21 protein-coding genes are annotated in these 21,746 nt (G+C 44.9%); 8 read left to right on the forward strand and 13 right to left on the reverse strand.

Annotation, left to right across the window (positions count from 1 at the left end; translation table 11 throughout):
- The first annotated feature begins 30 nt into the window (after positions 1 to 30).
- The 4 genes from J5X92_RS03525 (at position 31) to J5X92_RS03540 (ending at position 2,964) form a co-directional block, all read left to right on the forward strand.
- Positions 31 to 723: an aspartate/glutamate racemase family protein gene (locus tag J5X92_RS03525; protein WP_129740458.1), complete on the forward strand. Its 693-nt coding sequence runs from the start codon at positions 31 to 33 to the stop codon at positions 721 to 723.
- Between the two features lie 37 nt (positions 724 to 760).
- A complete protein-coding gene (locus J5X92_RS03530; RefSeq protein ID WP_013786722.1) occupies positions 761 to 1,144 on the forward strand; it encodes a VOC family protein in 384 nt (127 codons plus the stop codon).
- 113 nt (positions 1,145 to 1,257) lie between these two features.
- On the forward strand, positions 1,258 to 1,911 hold the full coding sequence (locus J5X92_RS03535; RefSeq protein ID WP_208804644.1) for a class I SAM-dependent methyltransferase: 654 nt from the start codon (positions 1,258 to 1,260) through the stop codon (positions 1,909 to 1,911).
- 60 nt (positions 1,912 to 1,971) lie between these two features.
- Positions 1,972 to 2,964, forward strand: coding sequence for a GyrI-like domain-containing protein (locus tag J5X92_RS03540; RefSeq protein WP_208804646.1), 993 nt, complete (start codon positions 1,972 to 1,974; stop codon positions 2,962 to 2,964).
- Between the two features lie 39 nt (positions 2,965 to 3,003).
- On the opposite strand, the gene J5X92_RS03545 is transcribed toward J5X92_RS03540, so the two are convergent.
- Positions 3,004 to 4,272 (reverse strand): MATE family efflux transporter, encoded by a 1,269-nt coding sequence (locus J5X92_RS03545; protein ID WP_244360156.1) that lies wholly within the window; start codon positions 4,270 to 4,272, stop codon positions 3,004 to 3,006.
- Positions 4,273 to 4,295: 23 nt separating this feature from the next.
- Here J5X92_RS03545 and J5X92_RS03550 point away from each other — a divergent pair, with 23 nt between their 5' ends.
- Entirely contained in the window at positions 4,296 to 5,669 is a 1,374-nt protein-coding gene (locus J5X92_RS03550; RefSeq protein WP_208804650.1) for a polysaccharide deacetylase family protein, read from the forward strand.
- On the opposite strand, the gene J5X92_RS03555 is transcribed toward J5X92_RS03550, so the two are convergent.
- From J5X92_RS03555 to J5X92_RS03580, 6 genes are read right to left on the reverse strand one after another with little or no spacing between them, the layout of a single operon-like run.
- Entirely contained in the window at positions 5,670 to 6,263 is a 594-nt protein-coding gene (locus tag J5X92_RS03555) for a GNAT family N-acetyltransferase (RefSeq protein WP_208804652.1), read from the reverse strand. It abuts the gene before it with no gap.
- A 15-nt stretch (positions 6,264 to 6,278) separates the two neighbouring features.
- Complete coding sequence (locus J5X92_RS03560; protein ID WP_057795180.1) at positions 6,279 to 6,947, reverse strand: SCO family protein; 669 nt, start codon at positions 6,945 to 6,947, stop codon at positions 6,279 to 6,281.
- Positions 6,944 to 7,894, reverse strand: a complete 951-nt coding sequence (gene cyoE / locus J5X92_RS03565) for a heme o synthase (RefSeq protein WP_167542091.1) — start codon at positions 7,892 to 7,894, stop codon at positions 6,944 to 6,946. The genes J5X92_RS03560 and cyoE overlap by 4 nt, the downstream gene beginning before the upstream one ends.
- Complete coding sequence (locus J5X92_RS03570; RefSeq protein ID WP_208804654.1) at positions 7,887 to 8,954, reverse strand: COX15/CtaA family protein; 1,068 nt, start codon at positions 8,952 to 8,954, stop codon at positions 7,887 to 7,889. Before J5X92_RS03570 ends, cyoE begins: the two co-directional genes overlap by 8 nt.
- 8 nt (positions 8,955 to 8,962) lie before the next feature.
- Positions 8,963 to 9,508, reverse strand: a complete 546-nt coding sequence (locus J5X92_RS03575; RefSeq protein ID WP_208804656.1) for a hypothetical protein — start codon at positions 9,506 to 9,508, stop codon at positions 8,963 to 8,965.
- Complete coding sequence (locus J5X92_RS03580) at positions 9,501 to 10,208, reverse strand: SURF1 family protein (protein WP_057795174.1); 708 nt, start codon at positions 10,206 to 10,208, stop codon at positions 9,501 to 9,503. The genes J5X92_RS03575 and J5X92_RS03580 overlap by 8 nt, the downstream gene beginning before the upstream one ends.
- Positions 10,209 to 10,241: 33 nt before the next feature.
- Between J5X92_RS03580 and J5X92_RS03585 the strand changes: the two genes are divergently transcribed.
- Positions 10,242 to 10,451 carry a DUF2909 domain-containing protein gene (locus J5X92_RS03585; RefSeq protein ID WP_057795172.1) on the forward strand — a complete coding sequence of 70 codons (210 nt, stop codon included), beginning with the start codon at positions 10,242 to 10,244 and terminating at the stop codon, positions 10,449 to 10,451.
- Positions 10,452 to 10,478: 27 nt separating this feature from the next.
- Here the strand turns inward: J5X92_RS03585 and J5X92_RS03590 are convergent, their stop codons facing one another.
- The 6 genes from J5X92_RS03590 to J5X92_RS03615 all read right to left on the reverse strand — a co-directional run bounded on the left by J5X92_RS03590 (position 10,479) and on the right by J5X92_RS03615 (position 18,350).
- A complete protein-coding gene (locus J5X92_RS03590; RefSeq protein WP_208804658.1) occupies positions 10,479 to 11,375 on the reverse strand; it encodes a cytochrome c oxidase subunit 3 in 897 nt (298 codons plus the stop codon).
- Positions 11,376 to 11,400: 25 nt separating this feature from the next.
- Positions 11,401 to 11,988 carry a cytochrome c oxidase assembly protein gene (locus tag J5X92_RS03595; protein WP_208804660.1) on the reverse strand — a complete coding sequence of 196 codons (588 nt, stop codon included), beginning with the start codon at positions 11,986 to 11,988 and terminating at the stop codon, positions 11,401 to 11,403.
- 81 nt (positions 11,989 to 12,069) lie between these two features.
- The gene (gene ctaD / locus J5X92_RS03600; protein ID WP_057795166.1) at positions 12,070 to 13,683 is read right to left on the reverse strand and encodes a cytochrome c oxidase subunit I; all 1,614 of its coding nucleotides are present in this window, start codon (positions 13,681 to 13,683) and stop codon (positions 12,070 to 12,072) included.
- Positions 13,684 to 13,692: 9 nt separating this feature from the next.
- Positions 13,693 to 14,805 carry a cytochrome c oxidase subunit II gene (gene coxB / locus J5X92_RS03605; protein WP_244360197.1) on the reverse strand — a complete coding sequence of 371 codons (1,113 nt, stop codon included), beginning with the start codon at positions 14,803 to 14,805 and terminating at the stop codon, positions 13,693 to 13,695.
- A gap of 646 nt (positions 14,806 to 15,451) precedes the next feature.
- Positions 15,452 to 16,078, reverse strand: a complete 627-nt coding sequence (lexA, locus tag J5X92_RS03610; RefSeq protein ID WP_057795164.1) for a transcriptional repressor LexA — start codon at positions 16,076 to 16,078, stop codon at positions 15,452 to 15,454.
- A gap of 157 nt (positions 16,079 to 16,235) precedes the next feature.
- Complete coding sequence (locus J5X92_RS03615) at positions 16,236 to 18,350, reverse strand: TonB-dependent siderophore receptor (RefSeq protein ID WP_208804662.1); 2,115 nt, start codon at positions 18,348 to 18,350, stop codon at positions 16,236 to 16,238.
- A gap of 283 nt (positions 18,351 to 18,633) precedes the next feature.
- Here J5X92_RS03615 and J5X92_RS03620 point away from each other — a divergent pair, with 283 nt between their 5' ends.
- Both J5X92_RS03620 and plsB read left to right on the forward strand, forming a co-directional pair.
- On the forward strand, positions 18,634 to 19,116 hold the full coding sequence (locus tag J5X92_RS03620) for a GNAT family N-acetyltransferase (protein ID WP_057795160.1): 483 nt from the start codon (positions 18,634 to 18,636) through the stop codon (positions 19,114 to 19,116).
- Between the two features lie 145 nt (positions 19,117 to 19,261).
- On the forward strand, positions 19,262 to 21,709 hold the full coding sequence (gene plsB / locus J5X92_RS03625) for a glycerol-3-phosphate 1-O-acyltransferase PlsB (protein ID WP_208804664.1): 2,448 nt from the start codon (positions 19,262 to 19,264) through the stop codon (positions 21,707 to 21,709).
- Positions 21,710 to 21,746 lie beyond the last annotated feature (37 nt).

Below are 21,746 nucleotides of genomic sequence, written 5' to 3' on the forward strand. Positions count from 1 at the left end.
TTTTTGTCGTGCTTATTAAAGGGGGCTTAGATGAAAACCATTGGGCTTATTGGTGGTATGAGTTGGGAATCAACGGTTAGCTATTACCAAGTAATTAACCGGCTGGTGAATAGCCAACTTGGGGGACTACACAGTGCAAAAATATGCCTCTACTCGGTTGATTTTGCCGAGATAGAAGCTTTCCAGCGTAGCGGTGAGTGGGATAAAGCTGCCGATGCGTTGAAGCATGCCGCCCAGTCATTAGAGGATGCCGGCGCCGACTTTCTACTTATATGTACCAACACCATGCATAAGGTCGCTGCACAGGTAGCAAGCGCAGTAGCCATTCCTTTGTTGCATATTGCCGATGCCACCGGCGTGGCCCTGTGTGAAAACTCGGTCAAAAAAGTGGGCTTGTTAGGCACCCAATTCACCATGGAACAGGCGTTTTACAGCGAACGATTAGCGCAACAGTTTGATTTAGATGTAGTCGTGCCAGATAGTGACGACAGATTAGCCGTACATAAAATTATTTATGAGGAATTATGCAAAGGGGTTATTTGTGAAAAATCCCGTGACGCGTATATTGATATTATCAACAAACTAAAGGCGCAAGGTGCACAGGCCGTTATTTTAGGCTGTACCGAAATTGCCTTGTTGGTAAAGCAGTCAGACACTGATATGCCTCTTTACGACACCACAGCGCTCCATGCTGCTGAGGCTGTAAAAATGGCGCTAGAATAATCAGATAACAATATTTTGCCGATAAAAAGGAAATGCTATGTTTAGTCATGTAATGATTGGCGCGAACGACATTGAAGCCTCGAAGAAATTTTACGATGCCTCTCTTGCTGTATTTGGATACGATGAAGGTGTTTACGATGAACACGGGCGTGTTTTCTACTTCACCCCGAAAGGTGTATTAGCCCTTACCAAGCCAATTAACGGCGAAGCCGCTACCCACGGGAATGGTTCAACGATTGGTCTTGCGGCGGCAAACCCTGGGCTTGTTGATGAATGGCATAAAGTGGGCGCAGCCAACGGAGGTGTTCCTTGTGAAGATCCTCCCGGTATTCGTGGTACCGAAGAACGCCAGTTGTACCTTGCGTATTTACGCGACCCTTCTGGCAATAAACTATGCGCAACTCACTTCGTTAAGAAATAGCCGAGAGTTTTTACACAGCTTTGAGCTTACAAACAGCCTTGAGCTTATAAACATCTACGATAAGCTCGTCAGTGCTACACTGGCGAGCGATTAGTCAAAATAGGTAAGCGACCATGACACCAGTAGAAACCGGGCTTGCTTACGATCAAATTACCCAGCGCTGGACTCGCCCAGAGTTTAATCGTAACAATGGTATTGCTCAGCATAAGGTCGCATTATCATTTCTTGACGTATTTCCGTCAGAACATGACTCCCCCCGAGCAACCTCAAATCTTCCGCCCTTAGCCCTTGATGTAGGGTGCGGATGTACGGGTAGATTTATTGATTTACTGCATGACAACGAGTTTGTTGTAGAGGGCATAGATATCTCAAGTGAGATGCTGACGTTAGTCAGAGAAAGGCACCCTAACAACACGTTTTATTTTGGTGACATTTGCACCTTCAACTTGCCCCATCAGTATCGTTTTATCAGCGCTTGGGACTGCCTGTGGCACGTACCACTTCACAGCCAAGCGGCGCTAATTACCAAACTTTGCCATGCACTACAGCCAGGTGGCGTATTGATATTTAGTTGTGGCGGTGTGGATGAACCCGGCGAACATACCAATACCATCATGGGGCCTGAAGTTTATTACGCTTCACTAGGTATCAACGGTTATGTGCGCCAAATTATCGAAGCCGACTGCTTTATTCGGCATATTGAATACGAGCAGCTGTCCGAGTTTCATACCTATTTTGTGGTGCAAAAGGCAATACCGCAAAAATAGTCGGGTATTATTTTATTCAACTTTGTATTGTTTGCTTAACTTAGATAACGCTAGTAACGTATGAACCCTTTATATCTTCGCCTTGATAAGGTTGCCGACGCCATTACAAAAGCGCCCGAGCGTGCCAGTGATCTTAGTCAACTTGCCTCCCTCGCGTGTACCTCTGAGTACCATCTTCATCGCGCATTTAACGCAAAGTTTGGTATTAACATTGGCGACTACGCTAGACAGCTTCGGTTGCACGAAAGCGCGTATAAATTAGCGTTTCGGCCACAAAAACGCATATTGGATATTGCAATAGAAGCGGGATTTAGTTCCCATGAAGGCTATGCCAAAGCCTTTAAAAAACATTATCGCCTGACGCCTTCAAGCTTTCGAAAAACACCTAACATTGAAGCGCTACATCAAGGCACGCTCGTCACCTCGCTATTAAACGCAAACGAAAAAGGAACGTCGGTACTTATGAACGCTTCACATAACGTAAATAGCGCTTCTGAAAATCATCAACTCGATGTGTCAGTGGTTCAATTTCCAGCCCTAGAGATTGCGATGATGATGCATGTCGGCCCACCTAGCCGCATTATGAGCACGGTAGGTGAATTTATTACGTGGCGCAGAGAAAACAAGCTTCCTCCATCCACCAACCGCACTTTCAACTTACTGTATGATGACCCTGACAACACCCCACATGAGTTTTACCGGTTTGGTGTGGCGTGCCAAATTTTTGCGCCTATTACTGGGTCAATTCCTGCGCCAAGTAGCCAGCCCGCAAAAACAAGCGACCCTATCGCCACGCAGCAGTCTACAGTTACCAATCACGCTAACGTCATCACCACTACCATACCGGAAGGTTACTGCGCTAAAGTCCGCCATATTGGCACCGATGCAGCGTTAGGGGCGGTGGTGCACGATTTATATCACCAGTGGTTGCCTGATACACAATTTGAACTAAGAGACTTTCCTATTTTTTTAGAGCGTATTCGCTTTTTCCCCGACGTAGCCGCACATGAAGCCGTTACCGATGTATTTCTGCCTATCGAGATTGCTAAGTGATGTGGCCTTTTCCTTTGGCTAGGCTTAATTTGGTTTAGATTAGCTGTCGCACAATGCATTGCGCTGACTTAGCCGTTCGAAGCTCCATCCAAGCGTAATACCACGAGCAAGTAAGAACGCCAGCAATGCATACCACAAGCTGATATTGCCGAGAGACTGAGTAAAAAACCATACAGGGAAATATACTGCGATAGCACTAATAATCATGGTGTCGCGCATAGAAGATGACTTTGTAAGGCCAACAAATACACCGTCGTACAAAAAGCACCAATGTGCCAGCAGTGGCAGAATAACCATTAAAGGAAGGTAGGTTAATGCTGCGCTTACAATATTTTGATGTTCAGTTAGTAAGCTTATAATACCGTGACCGCCAAAATAGAAGATAGCACTGTAGCCTATTGCAAAAAGCGATGACCAAAATAACCCTTGGTACGTTCTGCGTTTTATTTCTGACGCATTGTTTGCGCCTTTGGCTTCACCCACCAGCGCTTCTACTGCGTAGGCGACCCCATCTAATCCTAGCGCTATTAATACGAAAAACTGCAGCAGAATAGCATTCACTGCCGCCGGCATTTCACCGAAACGTACGCCTTGTATCGTCAAAAACGCTAAGCAGGCTTGTAGCGCCAAATTACGCAATAGCATATCAGTGTTGAGCTTCATCAGTATTTTACGCGCTGCACGGTTGAACCAGCTTGCTTGTGGAGTAATACCTCTCACTTGCTTTAAGGCAACATACATCGCCATAAACGCCATGGAATATTCAGCAATAAGACTGGCTAAGGCAACTCCAGCCACCGACATAGACAGCACATAAACGAAAGTAATATCTAATCCTGCATTCACGAGGTTGCCGATTATCTGAATAATCATCACCGTGCGCGTTTTTTGCTGGCCCACCAAATAACCGATAAGCGCTAAATTAAGCATAGCAGCGGGCGCGCCCCATACTCTAACCTGATAATACTCCGTCAAATGCACCGCCACTGCATCTGATGGGCTCGCCAATGCCAGTCCTGCTGTAAGTATAGGCGCCTGTAATATGAGTAAACCCAGCCCTAAAATTGAGGCGACAGCAAGGGTCTGCCAAAGGACTTTGGCAGAGGAAAGTGTTGCATCTTTATGCCCTCTTGCCTGTGCGCTTAAGCCTGTTGAAGACATGCGCAGAAAACCACACACCCAGTAAATTTGGGTAAGAATAAGCGCCCCAACTGCCGCACCGGCTAACATGGCGGGCGCCGACATATGCCCTAAAACAGCCGTATCCACCAAACCTAGTAAAGGAGTGGTAATATTGGCCAAAATCATGGGCAGCGCTAAAGTGAGTAAGCGTGTATGATCGTGCCAAAACGACTCAGATTGGTGTAGAGATTGCTTACGTTTATGCTCTTGCACTCGCTTTTGCATTAATTATAGTCTCTGCATTAGTAGAACGCCGTGCTGACACGCAGTACAAAGCACTGCTATTAAATCAACTTCAACTCGGAGAAAACATGAAGTTTATCATGCCTTTCAATATCATTTCGTGGATTAAATGTGACGCTATATTGGCGCAAATGAAAGGCAACCGACCACACTGGTTAGCACTTTTCTCTCTTGTTTGTTTTTCTGGCTATAGTCTGGCTGCTACTGATAACACTACGCAGCCAACCCGTGAAATTCTCACTCAAAACGGTGTTATTTTGCTGTATCATCATGTGTCTAACCACACGCCGAAAAGCACCAGTATATCGCCAGATATGTTTAAACAACATATGGTGTATTTAAAGCAACATCACACAGTTTTGCCTTTAGCAAAGGTCGTTGATGCTATCCAAAGTAAAACACCTCTGCCTGCCAACACTGTGGTGATAACCTTTGACGACGGGTACGAAAACATCCTCAAAAATGCCCACCCGATTATGGTTGATATGGGCTTCCCGTACACAATATTTATCAACCCGGGGGAAATTGGTACCAATAGAAGCCAACTCACGTGGGCACAAGTTGAGGCAATGCATAACGACGGCGTTACTTTCGCTAACCATACACTTGACCACTTGCATATGCTGGATGGCAGAGTTTCTTACAACGGCGCTGATAGCGGAACTAATGACGAAGCATGGCTTAATAAGGTATGGCAGAATGTTGCTGAAGCCGAGGCTATTATTGATAGCAAAATTGGCGAATCACTTAAATATCTGGCCTATCCCTTTGGTGAGTTCAATCAAAATCTAGCAGATAAGCTGGCGCAAGAGGGCTACATTGCGTTCGGACAGCACTCAGGCGCTGTAGGCCCTCACAGTAATTTTCAAGCATTACCTCGCTTTCCTGCAGCTGGCCCTTATGCCAACTTAACCACACTAAAAACTAAGCTAAACAGTATTGCTATGCCGGTCTTATCCACCAGCTTTGAGGGTGAGCATATCCCAGAGGTAAATCGAGATACGGTGCAAGGTTCTAGTGACGAATCGAGAGTCCCCCCTATAACGCTAACGATTAAGGGCGATGATGTCCGCTTAAGCCAAGTAAATTGCTTTTTTTCAGGCTCTGTGGTTGAAACCAACGTTGAAGGCAATGCGGTTACCTTCAGTATTACTCAAGCACTTCCTGTAGGCCGTTCGCGAGTAAATTGTACCGCTCCGAGTAACTCTCAATCAGGAAGATATTATTGGTATTCTCAGCCATTTTTTGTTGCAGATAAGAACGGGAATTACCCAGATTAGTTAAGCCGAAAGTGCATGAACAAAACGCACGAAGGTGCCGTTCACTGATTGCTCTTTAAAATTAACGTTTTGATAAAACCGAATGGCAGCAATATTACTAATTTGCACGTCTAGCACCAATGCCTGCTTTTTAAGTTCTATGGCGTAATCACGCATATGGGCAATCATAGCCCTGCCGATTCCGCCGCGCCGAGCAATGCTATCTACCGCCACATGACCTAGCATAAGCTCTGTTGTACTTGGCGGCGTTAAGCCTACAGCAACCGCTTGATTGCGCATTAGCACTGCCATTGCATCATCGAGATTGTAGAAGGTGGTAATACTGTCTAACGAAGCACGGTCAAATACTGGCCCCAACTTGGTATGCCACGCCGTAATGACACCTACAACAACGTCATCGACTAACGCAACCCAGTGATTATTGCAGCCATATTGCCCATACTTACCTTTCCATGCATGGGTTAAAAAATCGATAGTATGACTTGTATCGCCATTGCCAAAAACGGAAACCAATAGATCTTCAGCGGCACTTAATAATAAGGGAACCGCTTGGCTAGCATCAGACACAAGACCTTGTCGGATTTTTATATCCATGCCTCCCATACCCACCTATAGTGCCGAGTTTAAATTAAATGATGATGTAATCCCTGGCATATCATTGAGAATTTGCTGTGCGTCACTAATCGACAACTTTCCAGGTTCACGTTTTGGTTTAAAACGCCCTATCACCTGTGCTTTAGGATTAATAAGTATTACAGATGCACTATGATCGACAAGATAATTAGGGTTGTCTGTACTTTCAGCAATGGCGTACATCATGCCCAAGTTTCTAGCGAAGGGAAATAAGGCTTTATGCTCTCCAGTCGCGGCAATGAAATTAGGGTTAAAGTAGCTAATGTACTCGTCTAGTCGTGCTATTGAGTCACGGTTAGGATCGATAGAAATAAACACCACTTTAATTGGAAATTCAGACTCAATAGCCTGCATTTGTGGGTAGATGCTGTTCAGTTCGGCCATCGTAGTCGGGCAGATATCGGGGCAAAACGTGTAGCCAAGAAATAACAAACTCCACTGATTCTCTAGCGAAGCTTGGTTAAATTCATTCCCTTTACTGTCTGTCAGCGAGAAAGGAGCAATGGCGCGAGGCTCAGGATAAGCCTGAAAATATTCGGGAGAGCTGCCATTAGACTGCCCCGTTGGCGACAAATAAATTGCCCCAAACACCCCAGTCAATAATGCTAATAATGCAACAACGCCTACAAAAATCCGTCGGTTCATAAACTCAGTGGTACGTAGTGATCAAGCAACAATACTACAAACAATACCATGAGATGAACAATTGAGAACTTAAAAGTTTTCATCGCCGTTTGACTAGTGGCGGCAAATTTTAGTTTTACCGCATAATACATAAACCCAATATTTAAAAGCGAAGAGCCAATAAGGTAAATTAAATCGCTCATGCCCACCAAGTAAGGCAATAGGCACACCAAGCTAAGTAACACGGTATAAAGTAGCACCGAGGTTTTAGTAAATTCTACCCCATGGGTAACCGGTAGCATGGGCACTTTCGCTTTCGCATAATCTTTTTCACGATGAATAGCCAATGCCCAAAAATGTGGTGGGGTCCACGTAAACACTATGAGTACTAACAACAACGCATGCGCATGAATTTCACCGGTGACAGCGGTCCAGCCAAGAAGCGGCGGTGCGGCACCTGCAATACCACCAATCACAATGTTTTGCGGCGTGGCCCGTTTTAGAAACATGGTATACACCACGGCATAGCCCACTAAGCTAGCAAGGGTAAGCCAAGCGGTAAGCATGTTCACCCATAAACTCAATACAACAAAGCCCATTACGCCAAGGCCCGCAGCAAACCATGATGCTTTAGCGATACTCACTTTGCCTTTCGCCACAGGACGATTAAAAGTACGTGCCATTTGGCTATCGATTTTGTGGTCGACCACATGATTAATCACTGCGGCTGACGCCGACAACATACCAATACCGAGTAATCCACACACCAACGCTGTGACATCTACCCAGCCCGGCGAGGCTAGGCACATCCCCACTAACGCCGTGAGTAAAAGTAGCATCACCACATTGGGCTTTGTCATTTCGTAATAGTCACGCCAGGTGATTTTTGCGTGCGAGTTGCTCTTTGTTTGCGAGATTGGCGAGTGCTTAGCTGCAACAGCGTTATTTAAAGGGATAGATTTAGCCATGATGACCTCCAGTAGAGTAGGAGAAAGAAGAGGTTGAAGGAGCAACTGACCACGTCAGCCATATCAATGTGAGTAATAGCATGGCGGCAACTGCATTATGCGATACCGCGATAAACAAAGGTAAACTAAACAAAACGTTACTTAGACCAAGCGCGACCTGCACACATAGCACCCCAATCATAAGTACACATCCCCTCTTTACAGAAGGTGGCAACCTGCTGCTTCGTAGCCACATGAAAGCCAATACCGTAAGGTAAACAAAGGTAATTACAGCGCCGAATCGATGCACGATATGCATGGTGGCTCGCTCACCATAATTGTGTGCGCCAAACTCATAGTTTTGTGCTTCAGGCACACTGTATGCACCTTGAAAATCTAACCGCTGCTGCCAGCCAGGCTCACAAATTGGCATATCGGTACAGGCGAGGGCTGCATAGTTGGCTGATGTCCAGCCGCCTAAGGCGATTTGCCCTACTAAGATGGCCATACCTAAAAATGCCATTGCAGTCAGCTTGTTGTTTTTACTTGGGTAATAGGCATCCTCATTTAACGGTAGCGACGTATTGCTTTTGGGTTGTTGCACGCTAACTGCGCTGTGCTTTCTAAGGCGTAAATAAAGTAAAAATAAACAACTTAGTACAGTAAAGCCTCCTAACAAATGCCCCATTACCACCACAGGCAATAAATTAAGGGTGACTGTCCACATGCCAAGCGCCGCCTGAAAAGTCACAAGACCGAGCAGCAACAAAGGCAGCTTAACGGGTGTACCTTTATGACGCTGCCTTACTGCGATAACGGCAATGGCCAAAATACATATCCCTAATGCCCCTGCAAAATAGCGGTGAATCATTTCGTTCCATGCTTTGTGCGCCTCCACAGGGCGCTCTGGAAACGCCGTATTGGCCGCAGCAACTTTCGCATCGCTTAATGGCACGGTAAGGTTACCGTAGCATCCCGGCCAATCAGGGCAGCCTAAGCCAGCGTCGGTAAGGCGAGTATAGGCCCCTAAAATGATGACTACTGCGGCAAGAAAAAGACTAAACAACACCAGTTTTTTCATGGCATCTCCTACCCAATCCGGGACAGTTTCAGAAGCTTTTTAATGTCAGCCAGCATGCTTCGGCTTTCCATTACAGCAGTACTTCTGTCACTGTCTATTTGGTAATACAACATGGCATTATTTAAGGTATCGACGATGTACACGTTTTGCTGTTTAAGGTTGGTGATAGGCGCATCGCTGACGCTCAAGGTATGCACGTTGGCGTACTCAGATAGTTGCTCTAGTGCTGTTACATCACTTTTTCCAGTGAACAAAACTAAAGCTTGTGCCCTGTCAGACTCTTTGCCTAACGCCAGCCATACTTGGTTAATGCTAAACAATGCATTTTCACAAATCGCATCACAGTTTTCGGGCAATACATACAACAAGCGCCATTTCGGCTCAGTGCCTTCTAAATGCGATGAAACATCAATGGTAGGCTGCAGCAACGCTCCTTTATTTGTAGCACCTTGGTTGAACCAGTCATTTTCTAACGCAAGCTTAGCTAGAATCACTGGTAGCACGAACACGGCGACCATGATAATTAAGGTTTTCTTCGAGGCAGGATTACTCATATTGACGTCCTTTTTTCATAATTGCGAAACCGCCAATCAAGGCGGCTGCGATAGCAAGACCAAACCATTGAATGGCATAACCCAAATGCTTTTCAGGCGGCATGACAACACTGTTATAACGCCTAACAAAAAGGTCATTCTTTGAAGTAAGTACTACTACATAAGGTAATAAGTTAAGTGATAGCAATTCACTGGCGGTACTGATTGAAATTTGCTGAATACGTGCCGGAAAGCGTGATGCTGATGTAAGCGTTTCTTTTACTAACGGGTTATGACTGGGCTGACTCACCACCCCTTCAAATTGTTGTGAGTGATGACTAATTTTCACAGCCGGTAGCGAGCGCGATAAATCTGGTGCAGGCAACCAACCATAGTTAACCAAAACCCACCCTGCGTTGGTCTGCACTGGCGCCAATACATCGTAACCTACCCGTTGTTCATGTATTTGGTTATCGAGCAATAACACCTTGTCGCCGTTTGGCGTACCTTCAAAAGAAACGATTCGATCTTCGGGCGCTTTCATTGAAAGGGCATCGATGAGCGACAAGCTTTCTTTCCCCTGTTTTTCGGTTATGCTAGCTATGCGTTGTTGCTTTTGTGCCATTCGGTCTAGTTGCCAGAACCCCAAGCTACACATCGCCATTACACATAAACTGGTTATGACGATAGCGATTAATTTGGATGCTCTCACCTGATTCATTTGGCCAACCTGCACACTACTATTGAGGTTTATATGTTGATAAAAATAATCTTGGTTGCGTTGGTACTTTTCATGATCGTTAACCTTTTTATGGCCATGCGAGTCATGATGAAAAACGATCCCAAAGACGGTCCAATGAGTAAATACATCGGTCGCAGGGTGCTCACTTCTGCCATCATTGTGATTTTAATTTTAGTGGCAATCGGCACCGGTTTAATTACGCCAAACCCTCGACCTTACTAGGGTTTGACGGTGTTTTTTAATCGGCATTTATAAAACGTAAACAAAGATATAAAGCATCACCCACACCACATCAACAAAGTGCCAATACCAACTTCCGGCTTGAAAGGCAAAGTGGTTATGCGGAGTAAAATGCCCTTTTAGCACTCTAAAAAACATAACAATCAGAATGATGGTGCCAAGCGTCACGTGCATACCGTGAAAGCCCGTCAGCATGAAAAAGGTATTACCGTAAATGCCTGACTGTAGCGTTAGCCCTAGGTCGCGGTAGGCGTGAACATACTCTTCAACTTGTAAGAATAAAAACCCAATTCCCAACAAGATAGTAACGCCTAACATGAAGGTGAGTTGCTTGCGTTTGTTCTGCTCTAAACCAACATGAGCAAAGTGCAATGTGACCGATGATATAAGTAAAATAACTGTATTAATCGTGGGTAAACCAACAGCACTCATTTCTTGCGTAGTGATGCCCCCAGGGGTAGAGACTAGTGGCCACATGGCTTCAAAGGTGGGCCATAACACCTCGTTAGTCATTGCGTTATTTGATGCACCGCCTAACCAAGGCACTGAAATGAATCGGGCGTAATAGAGTGCGCCAAAGAAGGCGGCAAAAAACATAACTTCAGAGAAAATAAACCAACTCATTCCCTGTCGGTATGAGCGCCCTAATTGGTCGCTATAAAGCCCAGACATAGACTCATCAATTTGGTTTTTAAACCAGCCAACCAACATCACCATTAATACGACAAACCCAGCGAGAAGTGTATAACCTCCATAGCCTGATTCACCTTTAGTGGCTTCAATTACAAAGTTGCCCGCGCCAACGGCAATTAAAAATAGCGCCACCGCACCTACAATTGGCCATGGGCTTTGGGCTGGTACATAGTATTTCTGATAATCTGGGTATTTCTGATATTCTTGCTGCATTACTCTCTCCTTATCCCAATACCTGTTATTTACCACTTTCAGGTTGAGGGACCATGTAGGGATTCGGTTTTGTTTTCATATCTCTCGCGCGCGCGGTCACATCAAACAAGGTGTATTGCACAGTAAAATAACTAATTTCTTCAGGAAGCTGTGGGTCGACATAAAACTGCATGGGCATATACGCCTCAGCCCCCGCACTTAAAGGTTGCTGATTAAAGCAAAAGCATTCCGTTTTATTTAAATATAGCGCTGCCATACCTGGTGAAACAGACGGAATAGCTTGCGCCATCATGTTGTTAGATGCAGGGTTTCTAACGTAAAACGACACCGTATTAAGCTCTCCTGGATGCACTTTCATACGGGTAGTTTGTGCGCGAAACTCCCAAGGCATACCGGTATTCGTGCGGGTGATAAACTCCACCGTCACCTCACGGCTTTCATCTATTTCAATAAACTCATATACCGCTGCAGTATTTTCGGTTTTGCCGTTTATCCCGGTTACATCGCAAAACACATCGTATAGTGGCACTAGGGCGAAACCAAAACCAAACATGCCAAACACAATAACGACGAGTCTTATCACCATTTTGTTGTTTGCATTTATTTGTGTCATGGTTATCTCCCGTGCCTACTTTTTGTGCTGATACATCACCACAATTTAGCGACTATTTTGCCTGTATTGCTTATCTCACTTTCACTTAACAACAGGCGGCGTTTCAAAGGTGTGATAGGGTGCAGGAGAAGGAATTTCCCACTCTAGTCCCTCAGCACCTTCCCACACTTGAGCAGATACTGGCTCACCTTGCTTCTTACAGGCCTTAATCAACAACGCTAAGAAGATAAGCTGAGACAGCCCAAAGGCAAACCCACCTAGGCTTATCCATTTGTTAAAGTCAGCAAATTGCAAGGCGTAGTCAGGAATACGACGTGGCATTCCTGCCAGACCCACAAAGTGCATAGGGAAGAACAGCACATTCACCGACACTAGTGAGCACCAGAAATGCCATTTTGCTAGCCCCGTGTGGTACATTTTTCCTGTCCACTTGGGTAACCAGTAATACACCGCAGCCATGATCGAGAAGATGGCACCGGTTACCAGCACGTAATGGAAGTGTGCGACCACGAAATAGGTGTCGTGGTATTGGAAATCGACGGGTACGATAGCCAGCATTAACCCTGACAGGCCCCCAATGGTAAACAATACGATAAACGCAATGGCAAACATCATGGGCATTTCAAAGGTAAGGGAGCCCCGCCACATAGTCGCCACCCAGTTGAAGACCTTCACGCCCGTTGGCACCGAAATAAGCATGGTGGCAAACATGAAGAACATTTCCATATACACCGGCATACCGGTAGTAAACATATGGTGAGCCCACACCACAAAAGACAGCAGCGCAATAGAGCCTGTGGCGTATACCATAGAGGCATAGCCAAACAGCTTCTTGCGGGAAAACGTAGGGACAATTTGAGAGATAATGCCAAAGGCTGGCAATATCATTATGTATACCTCGGGATGCCCAAAGAACCAGAATATATGCTGGAACATAACGGGGTCGCCGCCACCTGCTGCATCAAAAAAGCTGGTGCCAAAAAACTTATCTGTCAGCACCATGGTGACCGCCCCCGCCAACACCGGCATTACTGCAATAAGTAAGAAAGCAGTAATAAGCCAAGTCCAGACGAATAAAGGCATTTTCATCCATGTCATGCCAGGGGCACGCATGTTGAAAATGGTCACTATTACGTTTATCGCCCCCATGATGGATGAAATACCCATGATATGTACCGAGAACACAAACAAAGCCGTAGAGTCACCGCTGTAAGTGGTGGAAAGCGGTGCATAGAAGGTCCACCCAAATGCTGGGCCGCCGCCCTCTAAAAAGAGCGAGCTAAGTAGGATCAGGAAGGCTCCGGGTAATATCCAGAAACTCCAGTTATTCATTCGCGGCAGGGCCATATCTGGTGCCCCTATCATCATTGGAATCAGCCAATTTGCTAGCCCTGTGAAGGCTGGCATTACTGCACCAAACACCATGATAAGACCATGTACAGTCGTCATTTGATTAAAGAAATTTGGCTCAACAATTTGTAATCCAGGCTGAAAAAGCTCAGCACGGATCACCATTGCCATGGCGCCGCCAATTAAAAACATGATAAAGGCGAACCATAAATACAAGGTGCCTATATCTTTGTGGTTAGTGGTAAACAACCATCGAGTTATTCCTTTTGGAATATGGCTATGATGGTCATGATCTTCGTGATGCGCCGCGGTATCCGGCGCAATGACATCAGTTGCTTTACTCATTACGCACTCCTAGTTTCCATTTACGACAGCATTAACATCTTTGGCCTGCACCATATCGCCCGTATTATTGCCCCACGCATTTCGTTCGTAGGTCACCACAGCCGCAATGTCTTTTAGGCTTAACATTTTTCCGAACGCCTGCATCGCCGTGCCGGTTTTACCGTTCAACACAATATCGATATGTGCAGTTTGGTCTTCAAGCACCATTTCACTGCCCTTAAGCGCAGGAAATACACCGGGCAACCCTTCCCCATTAGGCATATGGCAAGCTGCACAGGTGGCGTTATAAACTCGCTTACCTTCCTTCATTAGTTCATCCATCGACATATTCATCGACAGTAAACGTTGTTCTTCTTCTTTCGCTTGGCGAGCGGCTTCTTCTTGCTCGTTCATCCACGCATCAAATTCGGCAGGTTCTTTTGCGATAACCACTACCGGCATAAAGCCATGATCTTTTCCGCAAAGCTCGGCGCACTGCCCGCGATAAATACCAGGCTCGTTCACCTTTGCCCAAGACTCATTAATAAACCCTGGATTAGCATCTTTTTTCACCGCAAAATCTGGAACCCACCAAGAGTGAATAACGTCATCTGAGGTAATAAGAAAGCGCACTTTTTGCCCTGTGGGGATCACCAGTGGACGGTCGACCTCAAGCAAATAATTCGTGCCTTTCTCGAATTTGTTTTCAATTTGTTCTCGCTGAGTCGCCATTAACGAATAGAACTCAACATCTCTGTCCATGTATCGGTAATGCCATTTCCACTGAGAACCTGTAACGACAACAGTAAGATCGGGCTCACTGGTATCTTCCATCGCAATAAGGGTTTTAGCGGCGGGAATAGCCATAAGAATAAGAATGATGAAAGGTACTACTGTCCACGCAATTTCAACTTTTACATTTTCATGGAAGTGAGCAGGCTTCGCTCCTCTGGATTTACGGTGTAAGTACATTGAGGTAAACATAACCCCAAAAACCACAACGGCAATGGCGATACAGATAAAGAACATCAACATATGAAGGTCGTACACTTGACCACTTATGTCGGTTGCGCCTCGACGTAAATTCATGGTTGAGCCTTCACCTGTTGCTACATCCGCAAACAGCAGTGGTGAGGTAAGCAAAAGTGGCAGCCCGTAAAGCCACTTTGTCGCTTGTGTCGCCGCTCGTGTCGTTACTCGTTTCACTCAACACCTCCGTTATAACAGAAGCATTACCGCAATAAATGCGCTGCGCTTCTGGCAACTGATACCCGAAATCCAACTTTTAACTTAATTGCCCAGCTTTAGTTGTAAAACAAAGTTGCAGCTATTGTTATTATTTTGTTAAATACAGTATAAGAATTGCTCAATAAAACGCACAAGTCTAGTCTTTTCTAAGAAAAAACAATTCCAGCGTTTAATTTTTAATCAAAAGTTGTAAGTAAGAGAAATGAATCACGCCACAGCGTATGGGCGTTATAAGGATAATTAATGTGGCCGTTTGAAACGCTCATTTTGAACGAAATCGACGAATATAAAGTGTAATAAGTTTCTTATAATCAAAAGGTAGTTACGTAATATTGAATGCTTTTCAAACAGAATAGATAACAGACATAGCGGTAGTTAGTACTATAAAAGATGACATAAATAGAAGATAAAATGTAGGAGCCGAATCAACTGGCCTCTAAGGTATTTCTGAGGCTTAAACAAGATTATTGTGCAAGCAAGGTATGGTAAACATACAAAAAAGCGGCCTATAAGCCGCTTTCTTTACTAAATAGCTAAAAAGTTACATCCAATCGGCATTTCGAATAACACCAACGGCAATACCTTCAATAGAAAAAGGCTCTGAAGCTAAGTCGACCTTAATAGGAGAAAATTCATCATTTTCAGCATGAAGTAGCACTTCACGGCCACGCTTTTCAAGGCGTTTAACGGTAACGTCTTCATCGACACGTGCCACTACCACCTGCCCATTATGGACATCCGTAGTGCGGTGCACGGCTAACAAGTCACCATCAAGTATACCTATGTCTTTCATACTCATACCGCTTACACGAAGCAAGAAGTCGGCGTGAGGCTGAAATAGGGCAGGGTCGACCTTATAATGAGATTCTATATGCTCTTGCGCTAGAATAGGTTCGCCCGCAGCCACTCGGCCAATAAGAGGTAGCCCTTCTTCTTCAGGAGCTTCATCTTCAAGTGGGATATTCAATTTAATACCACGGGAAGTACCTGGAAGAATCTCGATGACACCTTTTCGGGCCAACGCTTTTAAATGTTCTTCAGCGGCATTCGCAGAGCGAAAACCTAAATGACGGGCAATTTCTGCACGGGTAGGCGGCATGCCAGTTTCGAGCATGGTTGTTTTTATCAGCTCGAGAACTTCTGTTTGTCTTGCTGTGAGTGGGCGCATAAAAGACCTGTCTGTCTATACAGTTCCTGTAAGTATATACACCTAAAAGGAAATGACAAGCACAAAGCTTTGCAAAGCATGTTTTTTATACTGACCTAACCACAACGCAAAAAGCGGCCATGAAGGCCGCTTTGTATATCACTACTATTTAGCGTGACTAAAACTTATATTGCAAACTCAAACGCGCATTAAGCGGCTCGCCGGTGGCAATATTGTTGTCGTTATGTGCTGACGGAAAATAATCTTCGTCGAATAGGTTTTCCACGTTTAGCTGAATTTTAACGTCTTCGCTATAGTCGTAATAAAGTGCAGCGTCTACGCGAACAAAGTCAGGTAGCTCAACCGTATTATTTAATGAAGCATACTGCTCAGATTGATAAATCACGCCTAATGCAACACGCCATTCATCATTTACTTCATACTGATTCCATAACGTCAGCATATGTTCTGGTAGCTGCGCTAAGTCGCGGTTCGCCAATGTGCCATCTACAATTCGACCCATTTCTTCGCCATCAAGGTTGCTGTAACCAGCATTGATTACCCAACGTTCTGAAAGTTTACCCACCACCTGCACTTCAAAACCTTTGGTTTCGGTACCGGTCAAAATAGACGCTTCCGGGTTGTTAGGATCTTGCGCTGTGCCGTTTTCACGTTCAACTTCAAATGCCGCTGCTGTCACGCTAAGCGAGTCAGATAAATTCCACTTCACGCCAATTTCTTTATTTTCAAACTCTTCAGCTTCTAGCGCTTGGCTTGTCAGCGACAGTGAAAGGAATTGATCACCTGAACGAGGTAAAAACGATTTGCTGTAACTTGCGTAAATCGATACTGATTCCGCTGGCTTGTAAATTAAGCCTGCACGCGGAGACACTTGTGAATCAGAACTTGATAGAAAACCGTTGTTGCCATCATCTGCACCGTCAGCCACTTCAATACTATCTACGACATCGATATCGAAGTTGTCGTAGCGAAGACCCGCTACCACGATCCAATTATCGTTAAGTTTAATTTCATCTTGAACAAACGCTGAGGTAAAGGTGACATCAGAAGCACGATCTCTTACTGGGTCGGTCAGCGTCATTGAAGGAATAACTAGTGGGTCACTAAACACGAAGGATACTTGGTCGTCTTGACTGTCTGCAAAAAACGCATCACGGCGAGCATTTTCTGTATCTTGGCTGCCGTATTCCATTCCCGTCAGCAAGGTATGGTTAATATCACCCGTGGCAAACTGCCCAATAAGGTTCAATTGAACCAACGTGTTCTCACGGGTTGTAGTATCACGATATCCGTCTAACGTAACTGTGCCTGCATCAGCATCAAAATTAACGGGGTACAAGTTTTGATAAGCTTTGTCATAGTCAGCATACTGAACCGTACCGTTCAAGTTCCAATTTTGCGATAGTGAATGGTCAACGCGAATGCGGGCAATATGTGCTTCAAGGGTAGTATTGTTGAAGTCTGGATCACCAAAGTAGGTATCGTCATAGCCTTCCAGCGGCGCACCATCTAATGAAGGAATCCCCCTATCGACTAAACGGTCATCGTTTACGTATTCGTAAGATGCCACCACCGTAGTGTCGTCGTTAGCCATCCATGTATAGGTAGGGTTTAATGCGTAACGTTCACCATCTTTAAAATCACGGTGGTTATCAATGCTGTCGAACACACCATTAAAACGAAACGCATTGTTGGCATCTATGGCTCTATTGGTATCTACGCTAATAGAGCCAGCGCCAAAAGTATCAATACCTGCTGACAATGTGGTGAAGTCTTCCGCAGTACTGGCTACTTTAGTCACACGGTTAACCACGCCACCGCCGCCACCGCGTCCAAATAAAAGTGCGTTCGCACCACGTAATATTTCAACGCGTTCTAAATTATATAATGGGCGGAAGTACTGAACGTCGTCGCGAAGCCCATCAACAAAGAAATCGGCAGTAGTGTTCTGACCACGAATAGTCACCTGATCGCGATGATCTTCACCCAGCCCAATGCTCACACCTGGCGTGTATTGCATGACATCGGCAATACTAAACAGTGCTTGTTCTGAAATTTGCTGTGCACTTACTACCGATACAGATTGTGGCACGTTAACCAATAGTGTTGGGGTTTTTACCGCTGTGGCGACTTGTTGACCAAAGAATGCGCCGCGTACTGTAATACGTTCAACGCTTTCATCTGATTCAGCTACAGTGTCTTGAGCCAAAACAGATGTGCCATAAAGTGCCAATAGAACAGCAGTAGAAATAGTTGCTTTACCAAGTTTCAAGCAAGTCTCCTCGAGTGATAATTCAAACAGTATTGAAAATGATAGATATTCTTATTTAGAGCGGATTCTAGTCATAATTGTTAATAATTAAAAGGTGTATTAATAAAAATTAAACTTTTGTTATAAATGAAAGCGTCAGTTTAACTAGACAGTCTGTTTAGACAGGAAATAGTGAATAGGCGCCTTACCTTTAATTGGGTTTACGCCGAGGTGACAAGTTTGGCATTAAGGCATAAAGTAACCTTTCTTTTATCTATCTTTCATCAGTGTATTTAATTCCGTCATGTTGCATTACCTCGACTATACCCCCGAGCTAGCCCCCCACTTTGACCGCATAAATAGAGAGTGGATCACCAAGATGTTTCGTTTAGAGAGCGTTGATGAGGCCGTTATTGGCAACCCTCAGCGTAATATTATCGATAAGGGTGGATACATTTGGTTTGCTGAACATCCCGATTTTGGCATTGTAGGCACATGCGCATTAATGAAAAAAGGGGAAGGGGTATTCGAACTTACTAAGATGGGTGTGGTCAGTGAAGCAAGAGGATTAAAAGTAGGCGAAGGCTTGTTGCAATATGTATTGAATAACGCCCCTGCCATTGCTTTTAATACATTATTTCTTTTAACCAATAAGAAGTGTGAGGCCGCTATTCATCTTTATAAGAAAAATGGCTTTGTTCATTGTGAAGAAATCATGCAAAAATTTGGTTGTTCTTATGAACGCTGTGACGTGGCTATGCATTACAAAGGTAATGCCACTAATTGATATGTAGGTAAAAACACGCTCAATCAATATGCTATGGCGACGATTTATACTAATGACTCTTTCAAACAGCCCCACGCCCTCTGCATGACATTGCACGAGATGTGGTACACTTCTCCCGTTTTAATTTCATAGGATTACAGAATTCATGTCGTGGATGCGAAAAGCCCTTTTGTCGCTATTTCATTATCCTGTTAAGTTGCTGGTTAAAGCCCACAGCATTCCCGTAAACGTAGAGACTGAGCTTGGCATTGATAAGTCGAAGCCCATCGTTTACTTGCTTCCAGCAAACTCGGTAACCGATCAATTAGCACTTAGAATGTCAACAGAAGCACTAGGTCTACCGAGCCCGACTGATACGCTTACGTTAGCGGGCAGAGAATACCCTTCTACGCTGTTTCTGCGTAAAACCCAACCGATTTTTCGTTCACAAGCTGACGATACCGGTATTGAAGATGTATTTACTGACTTGTTTCATTTGCATAGAGACCATCATCAATTAGATCTTCAAGTGGTTCCAGTATTTGTAACTTGGGGCCGAGCGCCTGGGCGAGGTACGCCTGGATTAGCTGACCTTATTGCCGATAATGCCGCGCCAAGTTGGCTGAGAAAACTCTTTATCGTGATGTTTTTAGGCCGCGATAATTTTATCAATTACTCAAAAGCCGTTTCGGCTCGTGCCATGTCAAACCAACATGGTAGTGATAAAAGCATTGCGCACAAACTGGTGCGTGTAGCAAGCACTCACTTCCAGCGTAAGCGCCAGAGCATGACTGGCCCTACATTGTTAGAGCGCCAAGAGTTGAACAACAGTGTACTCGGTTCTGATGCCGTGCGCCGTGCTATGGCAGAAGAGTCTCGCAGTAAAAAAATTACCCATGACGCATCTAAAGACAGAGCGCAATCGTACGTTACCGAAATAGCGGCTGATTATCGCGAAGGGTTAATTCGTTTTGGCGATCGACTGCTTACCCGTATTTGGAACAAAATTTACAATGGTATTAGTGTTGGCCACTCTGAACGTATTCGCGAATTAGCCGCTAACGGCCATGAGATTGTTTACGTGCCTTGTCATCGCAGTCACATGGATTACCTGTTGCTCACTTACGTGATTTATCATGAAGGCATGGTAACTCCCCATATTGCCGCGGGTATTAACTTAAATTTCTGGCCGGTGGGTAAAATTTTTCGTCGCGGCGGAGCCTTCTTCTTACGCCGTAGCTTTGCTGGGAACAAATTGTATACCGCGGTATTCCGCGAGTACTTAGAGCTACTTTTCAACAAAGGCTATTCGGTAAAGTATTACCCTGAAGGTGGCCGTAGCCGCACTGGTCGACTTATCCCACCGAAAACAGGCATGCTTGCCATGACCATTCAAGCCATGCTGAAAGGTGTGAATAGACCCGTTAGCCTAGTACCAGTCTATATTGGTTACGAAAACGTGATGGAAGTGAAAAGCTACCTGAACGAGTTAAAGGGGACTAAGAAGCAAAAAGAATCTAACTGGCAAGTGTTCTCGGCCATCCGCAAGCTTAAAAACTACGGTCATGGCTATGTGAATTTTGGTGAGCCTATTCAGCTGAACCAATTTTTAGAAACTCATGTGCCAAACTGGCGCGATTGCCGTGATGCCGAGCCAGAGAAAAAACCCGCTTGGCTAACGCCGGCGGTAAACGAGTTGGCCAACAATGTTATGACCCGTATTAATCGCGCAGCAGCGGTTAATGGCATGGCATTAACATCGCTGTGTTTACTGTCATCAAAAACACAAACCATGAGTGAGTCTGAGCTTAAACAAGCGATGGGCGACTTTATCAGTTTGTTCAAAAACGTGCCTTTCAGTGCCGATGCCACCATCCCTGATGCCAGCGCGAAGGAATTATTCGACGATACTTTGAAGCTTGGCAAGTTTGAGGTTAAGGAAGACGATTATGGGCGATTAATTAGCCCCAAGCCTAAGTCAGCGGTTTACCTCACCTACTATCGCAACAATATTCTGCACTTATTCGCATTGCCGGGCTTAATCATGGCCTGTGTATTTGCTCATAAGGGCACTAGTAAAGCCACAGTATTCCAGTTAATTGCTGCGTTATACCCACTGCTTCAGCGTGAGCTATTTTTACACTTGTCTCAAGATGAAGCCCTTGCACACACAGATGCTCTTATCGATGCATTAGTTGACCAAGGCTTACTGCGCATTAAAGAGGGTGATTTACTTCCACCTGATGCTCAGCAAAAACAGTTTCATTCAGCATGGTTGTTAAGCCGTTGTATGCAAGAAACCTTGCAACGTTATGCGGTAGTTCTAACTATTTTAGACAAAGAAAAAGTGATAAGCCGCGGCGCACTTGAACGCACTAGCCGCCAAGTGGCAGAACGCTTATCTACCCTTTATGGGCTAAGCTCACCTGAGTTTTACGATAAGAACGTACTGTCTAGCTTTATTAGCGCTTTAAAAGACAATCATTGGTTAGACTCTACAGAAGATGGCAGTCTGAAATACTCTGAAGAGTGTGAAGCACTTCGGGAAGACGTGATGGCGCTAGTATGGCCTGAAATGACCCAGCACCTAGAGAACGTGGTATTGCATAACTAGCCTATACTTCGTCAGTGTGTTTGCAACTAGTTAGTAG

The organism is Alteromonas sp. K632G (assembly GCF_017653625.1).
In the GTDB taxonomy this organism is placed as follows: domain Bacteria; phylum Pseudomonadota; class Gammaproteobacteria; order Enterobacterales; family Alteromonadaceae; genus Alteromonas; species Alteromonas naphthalenivorans.

What these genes read in the sequence shown, in the direction of transcription:
- J5X92_RS03530 (WP_013786722.1), top strand. Translation starts at nt 761, where the DNA reads ATGTTTAGTCATGTAATGATTGGCGCGAACGACATTGAAGCCTCGAAG.
- J5X92_RS03575 (WP_208804656.1), bottom strand. Translation starts at nt 9,508, where the DNA reads ATGAGTAATCCTGCCTCGAAGAAAACCTTAATTATCATGGTCGCCGTG.
- J5X92_RS03590 (WP_208804658.1), bottom strand. Translation starts at nt 11,375, where the DNA reads ATGCAGCAAGAATATCAGAAATACCCAGATTATCAGAAATACTATGTA.
- J5X92_RS03585 (WP_057795172.1), top strand. Translation starts at nt 10,242, where the DNA reads ATGTTGATAAAAATAATCTTGGTTGCGTTGGTACTTTTCATGATCGTT.
- J5X92_RS03595 (WP_208804660.1), bottom strand. Translation starts at nt 11,988, where the DNA reads ATGACACAAATAAATGCAAACAACAAAATGGTGATAAGACTCGTCGTT.
- plsB (WP_208804664.1), top strand. Translation starts at nt 19,262, where the DNA reads ATGTCGTGGATGCGAAAAGCCCTTTTGTCGCTATTTCATTATCCTGTT.
- ctaD (WP_057795166.1), bottom strand. Translation starts at nt 13,683, where the DNA reads ATGAGTAAAGCAACTGATGTCATTGCGCCGGATACCGCGGCGCATCAC.
- J5X92_RS03525 (WP_129740458.1), top strand. Translation starts at nt 31, where the DNA reads ATGAAAACCATTGGGCTTATTGGTGGTATGAGTTGGGAATCAACGGTT.
- J5X92_RS03560 (WP_057795180.1), bottom strand. Translation starts at nt 6,947, where the DNA reads ATGAACCGACGGATTTTTGTAGGCGTTGTTGCATTATTAGCATTATTG.
- J5X92_RS03620 (WP_057795160.1), top strand. Translation starts at nt 18,634, where the DNA reads ATGTTGCATTACCTCGACTATACCCCCGAGCTAGCCCCCCACTTTGAC.
- J5X92_RS03535 (WP_208804644.1), top strand. Translation starts at nt 1,258, where the DNA reads ATGACACCAGTAGAAACCGGGCTTGCTTACGATCAAATTACCCAGCGC.
- J5X92_RS03580 (WP_057795174.1), bottom strand. Translation starts at nt 10,208, where the DNA reads ATGAATCAGGTGAGAGCATCCAAATTAATCGCTATCGTCATAACCAGT.
- lexA (WP_057795164.1), bottom strand. Translation starts at nt 16,078, where the DNA reads ATGCGCCCACTCACAGCAAGACAAACAGAAGTTCTCGAGCTGATAAAA.
- J5X92_RS03570 (WP_208804654.1), bottom strand. Translation starts at nt 8,954, where the DNA reads ATGAAAAAACTGGTGTTGTTTAGTCTTTTTCTTGCCGCAGTAGTCATC.
- J5X92_RS03545 (WP_244360156.1), bottom strand. Translation starts at nt 4,272, where the DNA reads ATGATTTTGGCCAATATTACCACTCCTTTACTAGGTTTGGTGGATACG.
- cyoE (WP_167542091.1), bottom strand. Translation starts at nt 7,894, where the DNA reads ATGGCTAAATCTATCCCTTTAAATAACGCTGTTGCAGCTAAGCACTCG.
- J5X92_RS03540 (WP_208804646.1), top strand. Translation starts at nt 1,972, where the DNA reads ATGAACCCTTTATATCTTCGCCTTGATAAGGTTGCCGACGCCATTACA.
- J5X92_RS03555 (WP_208804652.1), bottom strand. Translation starts at nt 6,263, where the DNA reads ATGGATATAAAAATCCGACAAGGTCTTGTGTCTGATGCTAGCCAAGCG.